Genomic DNA, 17,256 nt, shown 5'->3' on the forward strand with positions numbered 1-17,256 from the left:
TTACCTATGCTAAAAGTTGATCCTACTTCAGCTAAACTCAATATTTTATTAGCAAACCCACGTGGTTTTTGCGCGGGTGTTGATCGTGCCATCAGTATTGTTGAACGTGCTTTAGAGTTATTTGAACCGCCTATTTATGTGCGTCATGAGGTAGTACATAACCGATATGTAGTTCAAAACTTAAAAGATCGTGGTGCGATATTTGTTGAAGAGCTAGAACAAGTACCCGATAACTCAATTGTTATCTTCAGTGCACATGGTGTTTCTCAAGCGGTTAGAAAAGAAGCCAAGCAGCGTGGTTTAAAAGTGTTTGATGCAACTTGTCCCTTAGTGACTAAAGTACATTTACAAGTGACTCGAGCAAGTCGCAAAGGTATTGAATGTATTTTAATTGGCCATGAAGGCCATCCTGAAGTAGAAGGGACCATGGGGCAGTACGACAATGATAAGGGTGGCGTTTATTTAATTGAGTCACCAGAAGATGTCGCAGCATTGTCGGTGAAAAATGCGGATAACTTATGTTTTGTTACCCAAACTACATTATCTGTCGACGATACGCTCGACATTATCGCTGCTTTACAGAAACGCTTTCCTTCAATCGAAGGGCCACGTAAAGATGATATTTGCTATGCCACTCAAAATCGTCAAGATGCGGTTAGGGGGCTTTCTGCACAAGTCGATTTACTGATTGTTGTAGGTTCTAAAAATAGCTCTAATTCAAACAGGTTGCGAGAGCTGGCTGAAAAAACCGGTACCCAAGCTTACCTAGTTGATACTGCAGCAGATGTCGACCCTAGCTGGTTTAAAGATGTTTCTAAAGTTGCCGTTACAGCAGGAGCTTCAGCTCCTGAAGTACTGGTTCAGCAAGTTGTTAAGGCTATTGCTGAGCATGCACCAAGTGTGGTTACTGAAGTTGAAGGGCGTAAAGAAGACATTGTTTTTGCTGTGCCTGCAGAGCTAAGGTAGCATTAGCGCTTTTTCTAGTTAATGCTATTTACAATAAACCCGTAGCTTTAAGTTACGGGTTTTTTTTGTGCTTAAAATTTAATCGGAGTATACTTGTTACCAATAACCGCTTTATATGAACGTAAACATATTAAGCTAGATTGTTAACAACTTGTAAGTTAGAATTGTTAAACAGAAATTTGATATAAGCTATCGTTTTTTAAGCTTAAAATGTAAAATTCGAGGTCAAAAATATGACGGTTATCGGAGGGTTGACGCATGTCATCTAAAGGGAATGGATTTTCCTTAATTGAAGTTATGGTCTCACTGGTAATACTGGTGATAGGCCTTATTGGCATTTTTAATTTGCACATAGTCGCTAAACAAGGCAGTTTTGAATCTTTTCAACAAACTCAAGCCTCTTATTATGCCAATGATATTGTCAACAGAATGCGAATGAACCCATCTGAGCTGAGCAATTATGAAGGGACTTATAATGGCGGCACATCTGCGCCAACTAAAGCCTGTGATGTTGCTATTGGTGTGAACAGTATTTGCACTAATGTTGAGACCCGCCTATGGGATATATACCAGTGGGAACAGTCGTTTAAGGGTGAAAATGAAAAGTATTCTGGTACGAGTGTCGGCGGATTAGATTCTACAACCGCTTGTATAGATATTACTGGTAGGGATGTCATAGTTGTTATGACCTGGCGTGGCATTCGCGCTTCAACAGATGGATTAAGCGAGGGCAGTGCTTTTGCAAAAAGTTGTGGCTCGTCAAATGATAGGCGTCGTGCGTTAGTTATTAATACCGCGATTTTGTAGGGTAAAAAATGCTAAAAAAAATAACATTACTAGCGGGACTGTCGCTTGTTGAATTAATGGTCGCCATGCTGATCAGCTTGTTTTTAACCGCAGGTCTTTTTAGCATGTTTAGCATGTCATCAAGTAATGTGACCACCACGAGCCAGTTTAACCAATTACAAGAAAATGGCCGTATCGCATTAGCTATTATGGAAAGAGATATTAGTCAACTAGGTTTTACAGGTGATATTACCGGCACCGACTTTATTGTTGGCACCAATACTATTGTATCAGCTTCAGCAGTGCCTAATGATTGTGTTGGCGCCGGTGTAAATAATGCAAGCTTCCCTAATAACCAGCTTTCTCACTTTAGGCGGTTGTGGGGTTATGAAGCCGGGGTAAGTGGTGAAGTGTTGGCCTGCATTACCCCAAATGCGAAGATTGATGTTCTACAGATGAAGCGTCTTGTTGGTCCGTCCGTTTTGCCTGCCAATATTAATCCTACTCGTTATTATGCAGCATCTACATCTACTCAGATTGAAATTTTTAATGGTAATGCTGTTCCACCTACCCTAATGAACAGCCGTATTTGGGAATATCAACATCATGTTTACTATATTGAGAATGACGGTGATATTCCAATATTAAAACGTCGTACACTTTCAATTGGTAATGGGATGAATAACGATGAGCAATTAGTTGAAGGCATCGAAAATATGCGTATTTTGTATGGTTTTGACAATAATGGTGATGATACTGCAGACAGTTATATGCCTGTACAAAATGTAACATCACTTATGTGGGATAATGCATTTTTCCAACGTTTAGTGTCTCTTCGGGTTTACCTGTTAGTGCGTAGCTCCCAAGAAGACAGAAGTTATACTAACAACGTGACATATACTTTGGGTGATAAAACCGTTGGCCCACTTAATGATAACTTTCGTCGAAAAGTTGTCTCCACGACTATTGTATTAGAAAATCCTGTTTTAATTAGGAATTAATCATTAAACAAGTTTGCAAATACATTTAGGTAACAGCAATGCAAAATTCAATAAAAAAGCAGCAGGGAGTCGTTTTATTCTTCTCTTTGATCATTTTAGTCATAATGACAGTTATAGGTGTCGCGCTTGCAGTAAATTCTACCCAGTCATTACGTATGGCTGGTGCGGGATCTGAGCGAATAGAGGCCATGATGTCTGCTCAAGGTGCGCAGGTAAAGGTCATAGCTGATAATGAAGGCGCTGTAATGGGTGCTATGAGTGTCGTGACTGTAATGAATGATGCCGTATTAGGCGTGACGAATACGATTACTCCTATGTCAGTAGGTGATGTTGACTGCCAACGCAGTATGAAGGCTAATTCGGGAATATCACTAATATGCCGACGCTTTGAAGTATCAAGTAGAGCAAGTTTTGGTCGCAGTAATTTAGGGCAAGTTACTGTTATTTTAGGTTTTGAACAAGAAATGTTACCTTAGGAGCTAATTATGATAAAGCTTATATCGTTTACATCGTTATTTGCGGTACTTTGCTTATCTGCTAGTAGTTTCGCAGATGACACTGAACTTTATGTTTTTGAGTCCACAGCAAGGTCAGGTTCAAGGCCCCAGGTACTCATTATATTTGATACCTCAGGCAGTATGGGCAGTAACTTCAAAACGGATACACCTTATGTTCGTGGTGCAGAGAACGTCAATTCAGGTGGGACATTAAAACCAGATACTAAGCTATTTTATACTCGTAGCAGCAGTAATATCCCTAGTGCTTCTAGCAAGCAATTCTTTTTACATGGCGTTAATGGTTGTGATGTTGGTGAGAAGTATCTTCAAGATTACGGTATGTTTACTGGTTATATTCGCGAGCATAAGTATGTTGGAGAAAACGGAACCTGGTCTGAAATACCTTTAACTGATGGTTCAGGTATTAGCCAGGTTGATTGTTATGAAGATATTGCTGAGAAGAATTATTATAACAATAACACAAACTTTTGGGGCTTTCCGGTTGATGGGTTAGGAACAAGTGCTAATCCTATAAGCCATACTGCCGCAAACAACTCATCAACACCAGCTCAGATTGACGCAGCAGTCGCTAAAGCTAAACTTACTAACTTTGGTATTGGCCAACCTATTACTCTTTACACTGAAAAGTACGTAAACTGGTATCACAGTTCGAAAACTCAACAAAATTATTCTCGTCTAGAAATTGCTCAGCGAGTTATAGAAGATACCATTGTTACTACTCCTGGGGTTGATTTTGGCCTTTCAGTATTTAACTTTAATGGTGGTGACACCCGTAATGGCGGTAGAATTGTTTATGGCATATCTCCGACTAATGAATCATCAAAAGCAAAATTGTTGACAACCATAGGTGGATTTAAAGCCGAAACTTGGACGCCATTATGTGAGACCTTGTACGAGTCGTATCGTTATTTTGCAGGCTTAGGTGTGTATTATGGCGATGATGATACCAGTCGAACTCCTTATAGGGATGCCGATGCAGAGTCTGGGGGCAAATACAAATCACCTTTTGTGGGTAAACAATGTCAAGATAACGCTTATGTGATTTACGTGACGGATGGTGAGCCAACAAATGATACTAATGCTGACAATCTGATATTAGGGCTAAATGGTGTCACTAAAACCGATAAATACAGTAATAGTTATCTTCCCGCGCTAGCTGGTTGGTTAAAGAAGAATGATGTGAATACTTCTGTTGATGGTTTTCAAACTGTGAGCACATATACTATTGGTTTTAGTTCTGGCGCGGATAGCGCAGCACCTATTTTAAAAGAAACCGCATTACGTGGCGGAGGCGCATATTATTCAGCTAAAGATGCACAAAAATTGCAGGAAGCATTACAACAAATTTTCTCTAATATCTTAGAGGTTAACTCGAGTTTTACCTCACCTTCTATTGCTAGTAATAATTTTGATAGAACCCAAACCCTCGATTCCGTTTATTATGCAATGTTTTTACCTAACAAGGGGCCACGCTGGCTAGGCAACTTGAAAAAGTTCAAAGTCACTGGTAGTGGTGATGTTGTAGACCAATCAGGAAATAATGCCATTGGTGATGATGGTAATCTAAAATCCTCAGCTTGCTCATATTGGACTTCAAAAGCCGTCTGCGATGCAACAAGTGGTGGTGGCGATGGTAATAATGTTGCTATCGGTGGTGCTTCATTAATGCTTCAAAATACCGCGACAAGGACCTTATACAGTAATTTTGGTTCCAACGGTGCATTAAAGGCATTTACTAAAGCGAATGCAATTAATGGTGCTGGCATTGGTAATGAAGATGAGTTAGCTCGTTTTATGGGGGTCGATAAATCCGAGTTAGATAAATTGTTTAAATGGACCCAAGGCATTGACGTTGATGATGAGGATAAAGATAAATCTACCTCAGATACCCGTGTTGATATTATGGGTGACCCTCTTCATTCAAAACCTTTAGCAATAAACTATGGTACCGCTGGTTCTCCTGATGTTCGCGTGATATTAGGTACAAACCAGGGGTTTATTCATATGTTTAAAGATAAGGGTAATACGGTAGAAGAGTCCTGGGCATTTATGCCACAAGAGCTATTACCTAATCTAAGAGAGCTTCGCGCCAATATTCCCACTGGCGTGCATTCTGTATACGGGATGGACAGTCCTTCAGTGGCCTATGTTAAACGTAATGCTTCTGGTGCAATTGAAAAGGCCTGGTTATTTACCGGTATGCGCCGTGGTGGTAAGTCATATTATGCACTTAATATCACCGACCCAGATAAACCATCATTCATGTGGAAGGTCAGCCCTGATTCAGCCGGTATGAGTGATATGGGCCAGTCTTGGGCTGAGCCTGTTGTGACTTTTATTCCTGGTTTGCCTGCAGGTAATACAACTCCTGCTAATGCGTTACCAGTGTTGATTATTGGTGGAGGCTATAATCCTTCAACAAAGGATGGTGCTGGCGTTGGCCAAGATGATACCAATGGTCGTGGAGTGTATATACTCAATGCCGAAACTGGCGCGCTTGTACATCATTTTGGCGTAGCGGGTGGTAGTAATAAAACCAAGCTTGATGGTATTGTTGATAGTATTCCGAACAGCGTTGCAGTATTGGACAGTAACAATGACCGATTGACAGACCGAATATATGCGACTGACACAGGTGCTAATGTGTGGCGAATGGATCTTCCTAGCGCTTCGCCGGATAGTACCACAGTGCCTTGGACTGCATTTAAGTTTGCCAGTTTAGGTGGAACCTCTCAAGCGAATGATCGTCGCTTTTTTGCCGAACCTGCAGTCGCCCAAACAGTCTTTACTAACATCTCAGAAGTCAGTGTAACAACACCTACTGGTACTACGACGACGCGAACATATCAGAATGTCCCCTATGATGCAGTCACAATAGGCAGTGGCCATCGGCCACACCCGCTAGATAAGTCGCGTTCGGATAAGTTTTTTGTTTTACAGGACAGAAATGTCGTCAGTAAGTCTTTCACTGGGGCAGCAGGTAATGTGGTACCGGCGACTTTAGAGCTATCGAACCTTTACAATGTGTCATCAGCCCCTCCAGTAACTGAAGATGAGAACGTTGCCTTTGGTAAGATGCGTGGCTGGTATTATAACTTCGGTGCCATTGGTGAAAAGAGTTTGTCTGCCTCGACGATTATTCAGGGGCGTGTGTTCTTTACTTCATATGTACCTGGTGATACTACATCGGCTAATCAATGTTTAGTGTCTGGTAAAGGCCGTTTATATGGCTTTGATTTACATAAAGGTACTCGCTCATATACTCAAGAATTTATGGAAATGGGCGCTCGTGTTCCTGATACTCCTCAGCTTGTTATTCCACCTAATGGCGAAGATGATAGTTACATGTACCTTATCGGTATTGGTAACGCGGGAGACCAAATGGAGAAAGTAAAAGATCCTCTAAATCCTGATCCTGATGGCTGTAAAGCAGGTGATGAAAAATGTATTGGTGCAGGGCCTGGTGTAAACAAAATTTATTATCATATTGACGAGTAAACTGAATGAAACTAAAAAATGGTTTTACCCTGATAGAGCTTATGATTACCGTTGTTGTTATTGGCATTTTGGCATCTATTGCTTACCCAAGTTACACTCAATTTGTCGCTAAGGGCGCGCGAGCTGATGGTGTCGCTGGGTTAATGAATGCTGCAAATAGACAAGAGCAGTACTATTTAGATAATAAAAAGTATACCGATGATATGAATAAGCTGGGTTTAGGTGCGGATCCCTGGATAGTGGAGAATAAATTTTATTCCATCGATGCTGTAGTGGTAAATAATAGTGATTTTACGTTAACCGCAACAGCAAAGGGAACTCAAGCGACTCGCGATTCGGCTTGCGCTTCAATTACCTTAAATGCAGCAGGAAACAAATTGCCTAAGGAGTGTTGGAAATGAAGTTATTACCTTTACTTATCGTTGGTTTAGCATTCAGTATCACGGCTCATAGTGATGAGTTACCGCTCACCTATAAATGTTTTATTGAAACTCAAAACGGTGTAGATATAGCTAATTTTAGTTGGCTTGAAAGTGATTTGATAAAAGAACAGGCTGCGCTATTGACTCAGGATGTTAGCACTATGACAGGTAAACGCGGTGTTGTGAGGCATATTGACGAATGTGTAAAACTTGAACAAAAATTTAAGTCCAAAATAGCCAATAAAATGGATGAAGAAATTACTCAATAACTCATCAACTTAGAAATTTATTTTATTGTGTAAAAAAGGTAGCCATCGGCTACCTTTTTTAATTGCAGTTTACACTAGCCGTGATTGCTGAAACTCGTCCGGACACGCCAATTGTTATTCCTTTAGAGTCAGGATTACTCTTATCACCCGGGCAATAAATAATACTGCCTGTTTGAGCCTGATTCATTAACCCATCAGCATTGAATGTATAGCGTGATAAAGTTGATTTAATAAAGTCATTGCTGTCTACGGCATCGACGGTACGTAATACAGTATCTTGTATACCATTATTGTTTTCCAGTGACCCCAATGCCCCATTATCGATAAAAACACTAAATCCTTCAGTCCAGTCAGCGCCGCAACTTGTTCCATTAAATGGGCATATTGATACCCTGCTACCGTAACTTACGGCTTGGCTGCGGGCAAATAATATGGTTGATTCAATATTACTGATAACGCCTCTAGCACGCTGTCCTTCATATAATGATACTAATGAGGGCACAGCTACAGTCATCAAGATACCTGCGACGACCACAGTCACCATTAATTCAACTAGGGTAAATCCTTTAGTGGCTAATTTCATTTTATTATCCTTGGTCATATGTATTCAGTATAACCAAGAGACCAATGAAATTCAGCGATTTATTCTATTCACGTCAATATAAGTTGAGTGCTAGGGTTTACAGGCAATATTTTTCTTAGTGGAAAATCTGACTCTGCCAGCTTGATTGATAATAATTGCTTTAGAGTAAGGGCTATCAAACGTTTCAGGGCAATATGTAAGTGTGCCATTTGTACCTGATGCTAAGCCGTCAGGCTGATACCGTAATGCCTTGCGATTATATTGTATGATATCTTCTTGATGAAACTGGCTGACTTCTTGAATGATTTTATCTTGGCCATCTAATTCATTGGTTTTGCCGGAATCGGTAAATATAGAAAAGCCAGTGTGCCAATCATTACCACATTTTCCTTGGTATAAAGGGCATACCGTTATTCTTACGCCATAACTAATCGCCATGTTTCGAGCAAATTGCATCGATTGCTGAATTGTCCTGATATTACTGTCAACTCTGATTTGTTGCTGTAATGATTTAAACGAGGGAAAGGCGATAACAGACAGTAAGCTGGTGATCATTATTGTGGTCATTAATTCAATAAGATTAAAACCAAAATTGCGCTGACATAACATCATAATAGACTCATCCTTGATTTATCAATATGCCGCTCCCTGCGACACTTGGTTAAATTATAGTCAGCAATTGGTTTTTTGCTTAGAATAAATCAATTTAAAAATAAGTTTAAAATGCAGCAGAAACTTACCTCACTTTCGAGTAAGATATTCAGTAGTGATAGAAAGTTGATATAAACTTTAAAAGTTACATCATCTTAGGTAATTAAGTTAACCTATACAGCCCTTTTAGGAGTGATTAAATGAAGAAAGTAGAAGCCATTATTAAGCCATTTAAATTAGATGATGTGCGCGAATCACTCGCTGAAATTGGCATTACAGGTATGACAGTGTCTGAAGTCAAAGGTTTTGGCCGTCAAAAAGGACATACTGAACTGTATCGTGGCGCCGAGTATATGGTAGATTTTTTACCGAAAGTAAAAATTGAATTGGTAATACAAGATGAATTACTTGAGCAAGCTATCGATGTGATCGTCGATACGGCCAGGACAGGAAAAATTGGTGATGGTAAAATATTTGTCACCGATGTAGAGCGAGTTATCCGAATTCGTACCGGTGAAGAAAACGAAGAAGCTGTATAAACTAAGGCCATTATGGCCTTTTTTATTATCTGAGCTTTTAGTTAGTCACTATATAGTTATGCATTTTATGGTTTTTATTTAATAGGGTTATGTAATGACTCAAAAAATTGTAATCGTAGGTGGTGGAGCTGCTGGCTTAGCATTAGCCTCTCGATTAGGTCGCAAATTTGGTCGTAGTAAGCAACTTGAAGTCTGTTTAATTGATAAAAATACCATTCATATTTGGAAACCAAAACTGCATGAAGTCGCAGTAGGGGTGATAGACCAATCTATCGAAGGCCTTCAGTATCGTGATCATGGTTTAAAAAATGGTTATCAATATATTAGAGGCAGTATTGAAAATTGCGCTCCCGATCAAAAATGTATTTATTTAGCGCCGGTACTCAATGATGACAATGAAGTCATTATTCCACAGCGCAAAATTGAATATGATTATTTAGTGCTCGCACTAGGAGGTGTCTCTAACAGTTTTAATACTTTAGGTGCGGAGAAAAATTGTATTTTCTTAGACAGTTTAGAAAGTGCTAATCGTTTTCATGACAAGCTCTTAGATGCGCTATTACAACTTAACGAGACACAAACTCATCTAAGCATAGGTATTGTCGGAGCGGGTGCTACAGGTGTTGAATTAGCCGCTGAACTGCATCACGTTATAGAGTCGGTTACCCAATATGGTTATACCAATATTTCAAAGCAGCATTTAGAGATCCATCTAATTGAGGCCGCCGATAAAGTGTTGCCGCAGTTGCCGGAACAAGTCAGTTTTCGTGCTCAAGCTGTGTTAGCCAAACTTGGCATTAAGCTGCACTTAGCAGTTCAAGTAAAAGAAGTCACTAAGGCAGGTTTTATCACTGCAGCAGGTGAAACAATAAATGCCAATATAAAAGTTTGGGCAGCGGGTGTAAAAGGGCCTAAAGTGTTAGAAAACTTCAGCGCATTACCGATTACCGCTCGAAACCAAATTGAAGTTGATCATTATATGAAAGTGAAGGGGGTAGACAATATCTATGCCTTAGGTGATTGTGCCCAGCTAATACTGGATACTGGTAAGCCTGTGCCACCAAGAGCTCAAGCCGCTGCACAAATGGCTGAAACACTTTTTAAAAATATCAGTGCACAAATGAAACAACAGCCACAAAAAGCGTTTGTTTATAAAGATTACGGTTCTTTAGTATCACTAAGTCGTTTTTCTGCTGTGGGTAATTTAATGGGTAACTTACGCACGGGGACGTTTTTTGTTGAAGGGCACTTAGCGCGTCTTATGTATATTTCGCTCTATCAGCGCCACCTTATTAGTTTATATGGTTGGTTCTCGGCATTTGTATACCGCTTAGCGCAAAGGTTATTACGCTGGAAAAGACCTAAGCTTAAGTTGCATTAATTATTAATTATTCAAATTAGAAAATGCCTCGTTGATGAGGCATTTTTTATGTGACAAAAAGAGTGTATGAGTTATTTATTGTGGTGATGAGGCCGAGTCGCGGATCACAGGTGTAGGGGTAAACACCTTAAAGGTTTCTTTGCCTTGATCTTTTCGTTTATCAATTAATAATTGAGTCGCAATTTGTGCTATCTCAATATTGGGTTGATGAACAGTCGTCAGTTTTGGCCAGGTTTGACGCGAGAAAGGGCTATCTTCGAAGCCTACAATGGATAAATCTTTTGGTATATCCAACCCCGCTAGTCGTGCAGCAAACAGTGCACCAGCGGCTATTTCATCATTACAGGCAACAATTGCAGAGGGTCTATTTTTCATCGCAATTAATTTATTTGCCCCTTCAACACCCGATTCAAAAGAGTATCTTCCGTCTAATACCCAGTCTTCGTTGACGGTTAAATCATTACTTTCTATGGCTTGCTTGAAGCCATGTAATCGCTCTTTGGTTGATGCATGTTGATGATCACCACTTAAAAAACCAATATGCTGATGCCCAAGGTTTATCAAATGTTGCGTTATTTCAACGGCTCCGTGTTTGTCGTTAACTAAAACGGTTAAGCCTTTATGATCATTTATCTGCTCACCTGCGATAATTCTGACGTAATTGGCATTAATTTTATCTAGTGCAGCCAAGATATTAGGGTCTTCTGACATAGGCGGAGTTAACACTAACCCAGCTAGTCGAGAATGTTTGACCATAGTGGTGAGTTCTTCACAAATTGTTGGCGATTTTGCATTACAAGGATGAATGAGCAATTCGAAGCCCCTATCTTTGCAAGCAGATAAAATGCCGTTTTGCATATCAATAATATAATAAGCATTTGGGTTGTCATAAATGAAACAAATGACATATGAACTTGTACTGGCTAAATTTCTAGCCGCAACATTAGGTTGATAATTTAATGCACTAATAGCTTGGTTGACTTTATCTATAGTCGTTTGCTTTACCGAAGGTTCCTTGTTGGTGACCCTTGATACTGTTTTTATTGAGACGCCTGCATATTTAGCCACGTCATTAATGGTTACTTTCATGTGAAAATTAACTCTTCTTCAGGCGAAATCCAATTAACTGATCCCCCGTAATTGATCAGTTAAAAGGGTTATATATCTGCCAATAGTGCGAGTTTTTAAATAAATAGGCAATCACCAATTTATAACAGGTAGGATCTGTTCTATTTTAAAGGGTAACAGAATGTGATTTTACATTATATTTACATTCTTTACTCTTATGTTTTATATAAGATTATTTGATTCCTGATCTATTTATCAGACAAAATCACAGTAAAAAAATAGCTTGAATAGTTATTTTGTTGTGGCGTGACTGTTAATTTTTGTGTAATGTTTGCTTTAGACATGACAGCGTTGTCATTCCGTCGGAATGGTTATGAACTCTAAAACGATAATAAAGTTATGGAAGGGGAAAAAAAAGATGCGACCATCTACCTTTAAAAAAAATGTACTAGCGACTAACATCGCAATCCTACTTGGCAGTGTTGTATCTGTAGGCGCTTATGCTGCAGACGAAGCTGTTGCTGATGACAACATTGAGAAAATTGAAGTACGTGGTATGCGTGCATCGATGAAAGCTTCTGTTAATGAGAAGCGATTTTCAAACTCTGTGGTTGACGCTGTGACTGCAGAAGATATCGGTAAATTCCCTGACGGTGACGTTGGTGAATCATTAGGCCGGATCCCAGGCGTTGCGGTAAACCGTCAGTTTGGTCAAGGCCAGCAGGTTTCAATCCGTGGTGCATCAAGTCAATTGACTAGCACACTACTAAATGGTCACTCAGTTGCTTCAACAGGCTGGTTTGATCAACAAGCGATTGACCGTAGCTTTAACTATTCTTTATTACCACCACAAATGGTGAGTGGTATTGAAGTGTATAAGTCTTCACAAGCTGATTTACCAGAAGGTGGTATCGGCGGTACAGTTATCGTTAAAACACGTAAGCCGTTAGACTTAGATGCAAATACTGCATTTATTAGTGCTAAAGGCGATTACGGTACTATTTCAGAAGAAACTGACCCTGAATTATCTGGCTTATATAGCTGGAAAAATGAAGATGAAAACTTTGGTTTCTTAATTTCTGGTGCCGGTGCTAATACACAGTATCAACGTAACGGTATTGAAACACTATTAGGTTGGGGGGAGATTGTTCCTTCAACATTCCAACAAGACCGTGAACGTACAGCATTGAACGTTGCAGCTCAATATAGAGCAAGCGATGCATTAGAGTTTGGTTTAACCTATACAGGTTTAAGCTTACAAGCAAACAATGCTAACACCTCAATTTTCTTATTCCCAACTCAACAGGGTGAAAGCACCTGTAACCAAACAAATGCAGCCGGTGTATGTACAGACATCACTCATTCAGGTGTTGGTGGTTTTGCTTGGAACCAAGCTTGGGCTCGTGAAGCTGAAATGAATTCAGATACTATTGATTTCGATTTCACTTATAACAACGATAACTTCAAACTTGAAGGTCGCGTAGGTAATACTTCGGCTGACGGTGGTACTAGCTTAACGTCTAACTATGGTGGCTCTATTGGTCAGCCTGGCGACTTCGCAGGTCACTATGATGCAACTGGCGATATTATTAATATCGATATTGCTAAGAAAGATTTTGCTGCAAGTGATTATAATGGCCAATTATCTGGTGCGGGTTGGGCGTTAAAGAAACAACCTAACACAGATGAAGAGACCTATGCACAGTTTGATATCACTGTACCAACTGATTTAGGTGCGATTTCATCGATTAAAACCGGTTTACGCTATGCTGATCATGATGTAACCCAAGAAACTGATGCAGCCATTGTCGGTGATATTGCAATGCGTGATGCATCATACTATTACGATGGTACGATGAGTTCAGGTGCAGGCTTTACTTTGCCTAGACCAAACTTTGATAACATGATTAATGATGCTAAAGCGGCAATTGATGGCTTTACACGTGATAAATCTGGTTATGGTACTCTGAACGAGAAGAACCTTTCTTTATATGCAATGGCTAACTTCGAGTCAGAAGGTATCCGTGGTAACTTTGGTTTACGCTATATTTCTACCGATGTTGAGTCAGATTATTATGATTTGAGCAGCACGGGTCAGTTTGCTGATGCATTGTCGACCGATTCATCAAGCTACAGCGACGTGCTACCAAGCATTAACGTGGCATTTGATTTAGCACCAGACTTAATACTACGTACATCAGCATCACAAGTTATTTCTCGTCCTAACTATGCTGAATTATTTGCTACCTCGACTTTACCTGGCTTAAATGATGGTACTCCTGGTAATGAAAAGCTTAACCGTGGTGCAGTATCATTAGACCCGTTTAAAGCTTCTCAAGCTGATTTAAGCTTAGAGTGGTATTTCAGTGATTCTGGCTTAGCTGCGGCAACTTACTTTATCAAAGATGTTAATTCGTTTATTTCTACTCGTCAGAAGTTGAATCAACAAATTGGTATTAATGACAATGATTTAATTGGCCAAGGCGAAAGCTCATGTGGTGTTGGCGTTTATGACTGCTGGACGGTAAGCGAGAAATACAATGCTACTGGTGGTCGTATTGAAGGTCTTGAATTACAACTACAAGACTCTTATGACAGCGGTTTAGGTTATTCTGTTAACTATACTTATGCAGATGCAGGTTCTCCTGCTGAAAACTATCCTGATCAAGTGGGTGTGTTCTCTGATTCTTCTAAGCACACCGTTAACTTAGTCGGTTATTATGAAATGGATGCATTCTCTGCCCGTTTAGCTTATAACTGGCGCAGCGAGTACATGATGCGCGAACTACCAGGTTTCTATGGTAACCGTCAACATCAAGACTATGGCACACTTGATTTAAGTACAACTTACAGTGTGACAGAGTGGATGGATGTGACTTTTGAAGCAGTTAACTTAACTGAAGAAGACAGTATCCAAACGGGTGTTGCGCCATTAGATGCTGAAGTGATCCCTGAGTTCAAAGCTGATTATCCAGTTTGGAGCTTTGAAGGTGAAGCACGTTATAAAGTGGGTGTTGCGTTCCGTTTCTAATCAAATAATATAGTTGATTAAAAATCTTAAAGCCCAGCCTACGCTGGGCTTTTTATTATGTACAAAGGTGGTCGTATGAATATTCAATCAATTGCGATTATTGGTGGTGGCACAGCTGGCTGGTTAGCGGCAAATCACCTTGGTAAGGCGTTACTTAATAGGAATGTATCAATTACCTTAATTGAGTCGCCTGATATTCCAACCATTGGCGTAGGTGAGGGAACTGTTCCTACCATACGTAAAACATTACAAAGCTTTGGCATTAGTGAAACTGAATTCATTAAGCGCTGTGATGTAACATTTAAGCAGTCGATCAAATTTCAAAACTGGCTAGATAAAAATTGCCATGGAAATGATAACTTCTACCATCATCTTTTTGATCCACCAAGCCCAATGGGCGATGATTTATCTGATTTTTGGCTTCAAGGCTCAAATATGTCTTATGCAGATTTTGTGTCAAGTCAGCATGCTGTTTGTGAAGCTAATTTAGCACCTAAATTGATCACTACCCCTGAGTATCAGGCGGTACAAGGATATGCATATCATCTAAATGCGGCTAAGTTTGCCCTGTTACTCGCTGACAACGCAAAGCAAAAATTTGCCGTTAAGCATGTTAAAGCTAATGTACTGGAGACTCGTTTAGGTCAAGATGGCAGTATTGATTGCTTAATATTAGATACTTGTGGTGAACAAAAATTCGATTTTTATATAGATTGCAGCGGCTTTGAGTCTGTGTTGTTAGCTAAAGCGTTAAAAGTGCCATTTGTCGATAAGTCACAACAATTGTTTATTAACAAAGCGGTTGTTGTACAAGTGCCGACTGAGCCTGAAGCCATTATTCCACCCTATACCAAAGCGACTGCGCATCAAGCCGGTTGGATTTGGGATATTGCATTAACAAATCGCCGGGGCATTGGTTTAGTGTATTCCAATTCGCATCTTGATGATGAGCAAGCAGAGCAAAAGTTAAATCGTTACCTTAACGGACAGTTAGACCAATATTCTTATCGCACTATTCCAATGCAAGTGGGTTATCGAAAACAATTTTGGGCTAAAAACTGTGTCGGACTTGGGTTAGCTCAAGGCTTTTTAGAACCAATTGAAGCAACTTCGATTATGCTAACCGATTTTGCTGCTGGGTATTTAGCTAGTCGTTTCCCTACAGATAGCAGCCAGTGCGAAAGCTTATCAGTGCGCTTTAATCACACCATGACATATGCTTGGGAGAGGGTAGTTGAGTTTGCTAAAATGCATTATTGTTTATCCGATAGAACGGATTCAGACTTTTGGATGGATAATAAAGACGCTAGCACTATTCCAGAAGCTCTAAAGCAGAAGTTAGCTTTATGGCAGCACTATAGTCCATTGAGTGAAGATTTATTTTCAAAATTTGAAGTCTTTAATGTCGAGAATTACCTCTATGTATTGTACGGGATGAAGTACAAAACCAAGGCGCCTCAATTAACGCCTAAATCAGCGCAAGTAGCTCAACAGCATGCGGCGCAGATAGCATTAAGAGGTAAACAACTGAGTGAACATTTACCTCGACATAGAGAGTTACTGCAAAAAATTCACCAGTATGGTTTACAAAAAATCTAAAAAAATCTTTTTTGATGGATATTTAAGCGGTTAACACATTGTTATCTCGATAAGCTCAGTTCCCGCTTGAAAAATCTGAGTATCTTGGTAGTTTCAAGTACTGATTTATTTTAAACATATTATAACAAGCCTCAAAAGTTGTTATTACCATAGCCATATTTAATGAGAAGCGCCTCAAGGAGCCAAGATGTCTAACCAAATTACTCTAATTGATCATACTAAGCACGGTGATCTAAAAATCATTCCTAGTGATTTTTCTCACGTTGCAGACCAGCATATTGTACCTGTTACATTACACGAGATTGCCAGAGCAGCAACTGAGTATCCAATCGTATTTGTTAAGAACACTGATACCGGTGAGTTTCAATCTGTTGCTATGTTAGGCTTGAAGCCAGGTCAAAACTTAAGTGTTAAAGACGGTAAGTGGCTAGGCTTATATATCCCTGCAGTGGTTCGTGACTATCCATTAGGTTTAATATTAAACCCTGACGTTAAAGATAAAGTTTGGATAGGAATTCGTGAAGAAGCGAAGGACGTGAGTAAAACCGAAGGACAAGCGTTATTTGAAGGTGAGCAAGAAACCCCATTTTTAGAGTCTCGCAAAAAAGCGCTCATTAAACATTTTGAAGAGGATCAGTCTACTCGCAGTATTCTGGGGCTCTTAGCTGAAAAAGAACTGCTTGTTAGCCAAACACTTACAGTTGATGTTGCAGGTGAAAAACGTAACATTAACGGTCTATATTTGATTGATGAGCAGAAGCTAAATCAACTTTCGGACGAAGACTTTTTAGATCTTAAAAAGCGTGGGTTATTAGGTCCAATTTTTGGTCATTTAGGATCGTTAAACCAAGTTAACCGTTTAGCGCGTATGGAAGTATTAGGGCGTTAAGTTTTAATATTGCTAATAAAATGGCGCTGATAAAGCGCCATTTTTAATTAATACC

General features: G+C 39.7%; 15 protein-coding genes. 12 read left to right on the forward strand and 3 right to left on the reverse strand.

Annotated features, from left to right (window positions below):
* Positions 1 to 6: 6 nt before the first annotated feature.
* The 7 genes from ispH (at position 7) to FJ709_RS05065 (ending at position 7,460) form a co-directional block, all read left to right on the forward strand.
* Complete coding sequence (ispH, locus tag FJ709_RS05035; protein WP_226414021.1) at positions 7 to 966, forward strand: 4-hydroxy-3-methylbut-2-enyl diphosphate reductase; 960 nt, start codon at positions 7 to 9, stop codon at positions 964 to 966.
* 258 nt (positions 967 to 1,224) lie between these two features.
* Complete coding sequence (pilV, locus tag FJ709_RS05040; protein WP_226414023.1) at positions 1,225 to 1,773, forward strand: type IV pilus modification protein PilV; 549 nt, start codon at positions 1,225 to 1,227, stop codon at positions 1,771 to 1,773.
* An 8-nt stretch (positions 1,774 to 1,781) separates the two neighbouring features.
* A complete protein-coding gene (locus tag FJ709_RS05045) occupies positions 1,782 to 2,753 on the forward strand; it encodes a PilW family protein (protein WP_226414025.1) in 972 nt (323 codons plus the stop codon).
* A gap of 50 nt (positions 2,754 to 2,803) precedes the next feature.
* Complete coding sequence (locus FJ709_RS05050; RefSeq protein ID WP_226415863.1) at positions 2,804 to 3,229, forward strand: pilus assembly PilX family protein; 426 nt, start codon at positions 2,804 to 2,806, stop codon at positions 3,227 to 3,229.
* Positions 3,230 to 3,235: 6 nt separating this feature from the next.
* Positions 3,236 to 6,769 carry a pilus assembly protein gene (locus FJ709_RS05055; RefSeq protein WP_226415864.1) on the forward strand — a complete coding sequence of 1,178 codons (3,534 nt, stop codon included), beginning with the start codon at positions 3,236 to 3,238 and terminating at the stop codon, positions 6,767 to 6,769.
* 5 nt (positions 6,770 to 6,774) lie between these two features.
* Positions 6,775 to 7,170: a type IV pilin protein gene (locus tag FJ709_RS05060; protein ID WP_226414027.1), complete on the forward strand. Its 396-nt coding sequence runs from the start codon at positions 6,775 to 6,777 to the stop codon at positions 7,168 to 7,170.
* Positions 7,167 to 7,460, forward strand: a complete 294-nt coding sequence (locus tag FJ709_RS05065) for a TapY2 family type IVa secretion system protein (protein ID WP_226414029.1) — start codon at positions 7,167 to 7,169, stop codon at positions 7,458 to 7,460. The genes FJ709_RS05060 and FJ709_RS05065 overlap by 4 nt, the downstream gene beginning before the upstream one ends.
* 58 nt (positions 7,461 to 7,518) lie before the next feature.
* Here the strand turns inward: FJ709_RS05065 and FJ709_RS05070 are convergent, their stop codons facing one another.
* Complete coding sequence (locus tag FJ709_RS05070) at positions 7,519 to 8,043, reverse strand: GspH/FimT family pseudopilin (RefSeq protein ID WP_226414031.1); 525 nt, start codon at positions 8,041 to 8,043, stop codon at positions 7,519 to 7,521.
* Between the two features lie 90 nt (positions 8,044 to 8,133).
* The gene (locus tag FJ709_RS05075) at positions 8,134 to 8,655 is read right to left on the reverse strand and encodes a GspH/FimT family pseudopilin (protein ID WP_226414033.1); all 522 of its coding nucleotides are present in this window, start codon (positions 8,653 to 8,655) and stop codon (positions 8,134 to 8,136) included.
* Between the two features lie 239 nt (positions 8,656 to 8,894).
* On the opposite strand from FJ709_RS05075, the gene glnB reads away from it, so the two are divergent.
* Both glnB and FJ709_RS05085 read left to right on the forward strand, forming a co-directional pair.
* Positions 8,895 to 9,233 (forward strand): nitrogen regulatory protein P-II, encoded by a 339-nt coding sequence (glnB, locus tag FJ709_RS05080; protein WP_226414035.1) that lies wholly within the window; start codon positions 8,895 to 8,897, stop codon positions 9,231 to 9,233.
* A gap of 94 nt (positions 9,234 to 9,327) precedes the next feature.
* Positions 9,328 to 10,614 carry an NAD(P)/FAD-dependent oxidoreductase gene (locus tag FJ709_RS05085; RefSeq protein WP_226414037.1) on the forward strand — a complete coding sequence of 429 codons (1,287 nt, stop codon included), beginning with the start codon at positions 9,328 to 9,330 and terminating at the stop codon, positions 10,612 to 10,614.
* 75 nt (positions 10,615 to 10,689) lie between these two features.
* On the opposite strand, the gene FJ709_RS05090 is transcribed toward FJ709_RS05085, so the two are convergent.
* Complete coding sequence (locus tag FJ709_RS05090) at positions 10,690 to 11,703, reverse strand: LacI family DNA-binding transcriptional regulator (protein WP_226414039.1); 1,014 nt, start codon at positions 11,701 to 11,703, stop codon at positions 10,690 to 10,692.
* Positions 11,704 to 12,100: 397 nt separating this feature from the next.
* Between FJ709_RS05090 and FJ709_RS05095 the strand changes: the two genes are divergently transcribed.
* The 3 genes from FJ709_RS05095 to FJ709_RS05105 all read left to right on the forward strand — a co-directional run bounded on the left by FJ709_RS05095 (position 12,101) and on the right by FJ709_RS05105 (position 17,201).
* On the forward strand, positions 12,101 to 14,713 hold the full coding sequence (locus tag FJ709_RS05095) for a TonB-dependent receptor (protein ID WP_226414041.1): 2,613 nt from the start codon (positions 12,101 to 12,103) through the stop codon (positions 14,711 to 14,713).
* 75 nt (positions 14,714 to 14,788) lie between these two features.
* Entirely contained in the window at positions 14,789 to 16,312 is a 1,524-nt protein-coding gene (locus FJ709_RS05100) for a tryptophan halogenase family protein (protein WP_226414043.1), read from the forward strand.
* 187 nt (positions 16,313 to 16,499) lie between these two features.
* Positions 16,500 to 17,201, forward strand: a complete 702-nt coding sequence (locus FJ709_RS05105; protein WP_226414045.1) for a SapC family protein — start codon at positions 16,500 to 16,502, stop codon at positions 17,199 to 17,201.
* Positions 17,202 to 17,256 lie beyond the last annotated feature (55 nt).

Origin of the sequence: Shewanella glacialimarina (assembly GCF_020511155.1) — a bacterium.
In the GTDB taxonomy this organism is placed as follows: Bacteria; Pseudomonadota; Gammaproteobacteria; order Enterobacterales; family Shewanellaceae; genus Shewanella; species Shewanella glacialimarina.

Excerpts from the sequence above, each read along its gene's own strand:
- ispH (WP_226414021.1), top strand. The coding sequence starts at position 7 with ATGCTAAAAGTTGATCCTACTTCAGCTAAACTCAATATTTTATTAGCA.
- FJ709_RS05085 (WP_226414037.1), top strand. The coding sequence starts at position 9,328 with ATGACTCAAAAAATTGTAATCGTAGGTGGTGGAGCTGCTGGCTTAGCA.
- FJ709_RS05100 (WP_226414043.1), top strand. The coding sequence starts at position 14,789 with ATGAATATTCAATCAATTGCGATTATTGGTGGTGGCACAGCTGGCTGG.
- FJ709_RS05065 (WP_226414029.1), top strand. The coding sequence starts at position 7,167 with ATGAAGTTATTACCTTTACTTATCGTTGGTTTAGCATTCAGTATCACG.
- FJ709_RS05060 (WP_226414027.1), top strand. The coding sequence starts at position 6,775 with ATGAAACTAAAAAATGGTTTTACCCTGATAGAGCTTATGATTACCGTT.
- FJ709_RS05045 (WP_226414025.1), top strand. The coding sequence starts at position 1,782 with ATGCTAAAAAAAATAACATTACTAGCGGGACTGTCGCTTGTTGAATTA.
- FJ709_RS05090 (WP_226414039.1), bottom strand. The coding sequence starts at position 11,703 with ATGAAAGTAACCATTAATGACGTGGCTAAATATGCAGGCGTCTCAATA.
- FJ709_RS05070 (WP_226414031.1), bottom strand. The coding sequence starts at position 8,043 with ATGAAATTAGCCACTAAAGGATTTACCCTAGTTGAATTAATGGTGACT.
- FJ709_RS05095 (WP_226414041.1), top strand. The coding sequence starts at position 12,101 with ATGCGACCATCTACCTTTAAAAAAAATGTACTAGCGACTAACATCGCA.
- pilV (WP_226414023.1), top strand. The coding sequence starts at position 1,225 with ATGTCATCTAAAGGGAATGGATTTTCCTTAATTGAAGTTATGGTCTCA.
- glnB (WP_226414035.1), top strand. The coding sequence starts at position 8,895 with ATGAAGAAAGTAGAAGCCATTATTAAGCCATTTAAATTAGATGATGTG.
- FJ709_RS05105 (WP_226414045.1), top strand. The coding sequence starts at position 16,500 with ATGTCTAACCAAATTACTCTAATTGATCATACTAAGCACGGTGATCTA.
- FJ709_RS05075 (WP_226414033.1), bottom strand. The coding sequence starts at position 8,655 with ATGATGTTATGTCAGCGCAATTTTGGTTTTAATCTTATTGAATTAATG.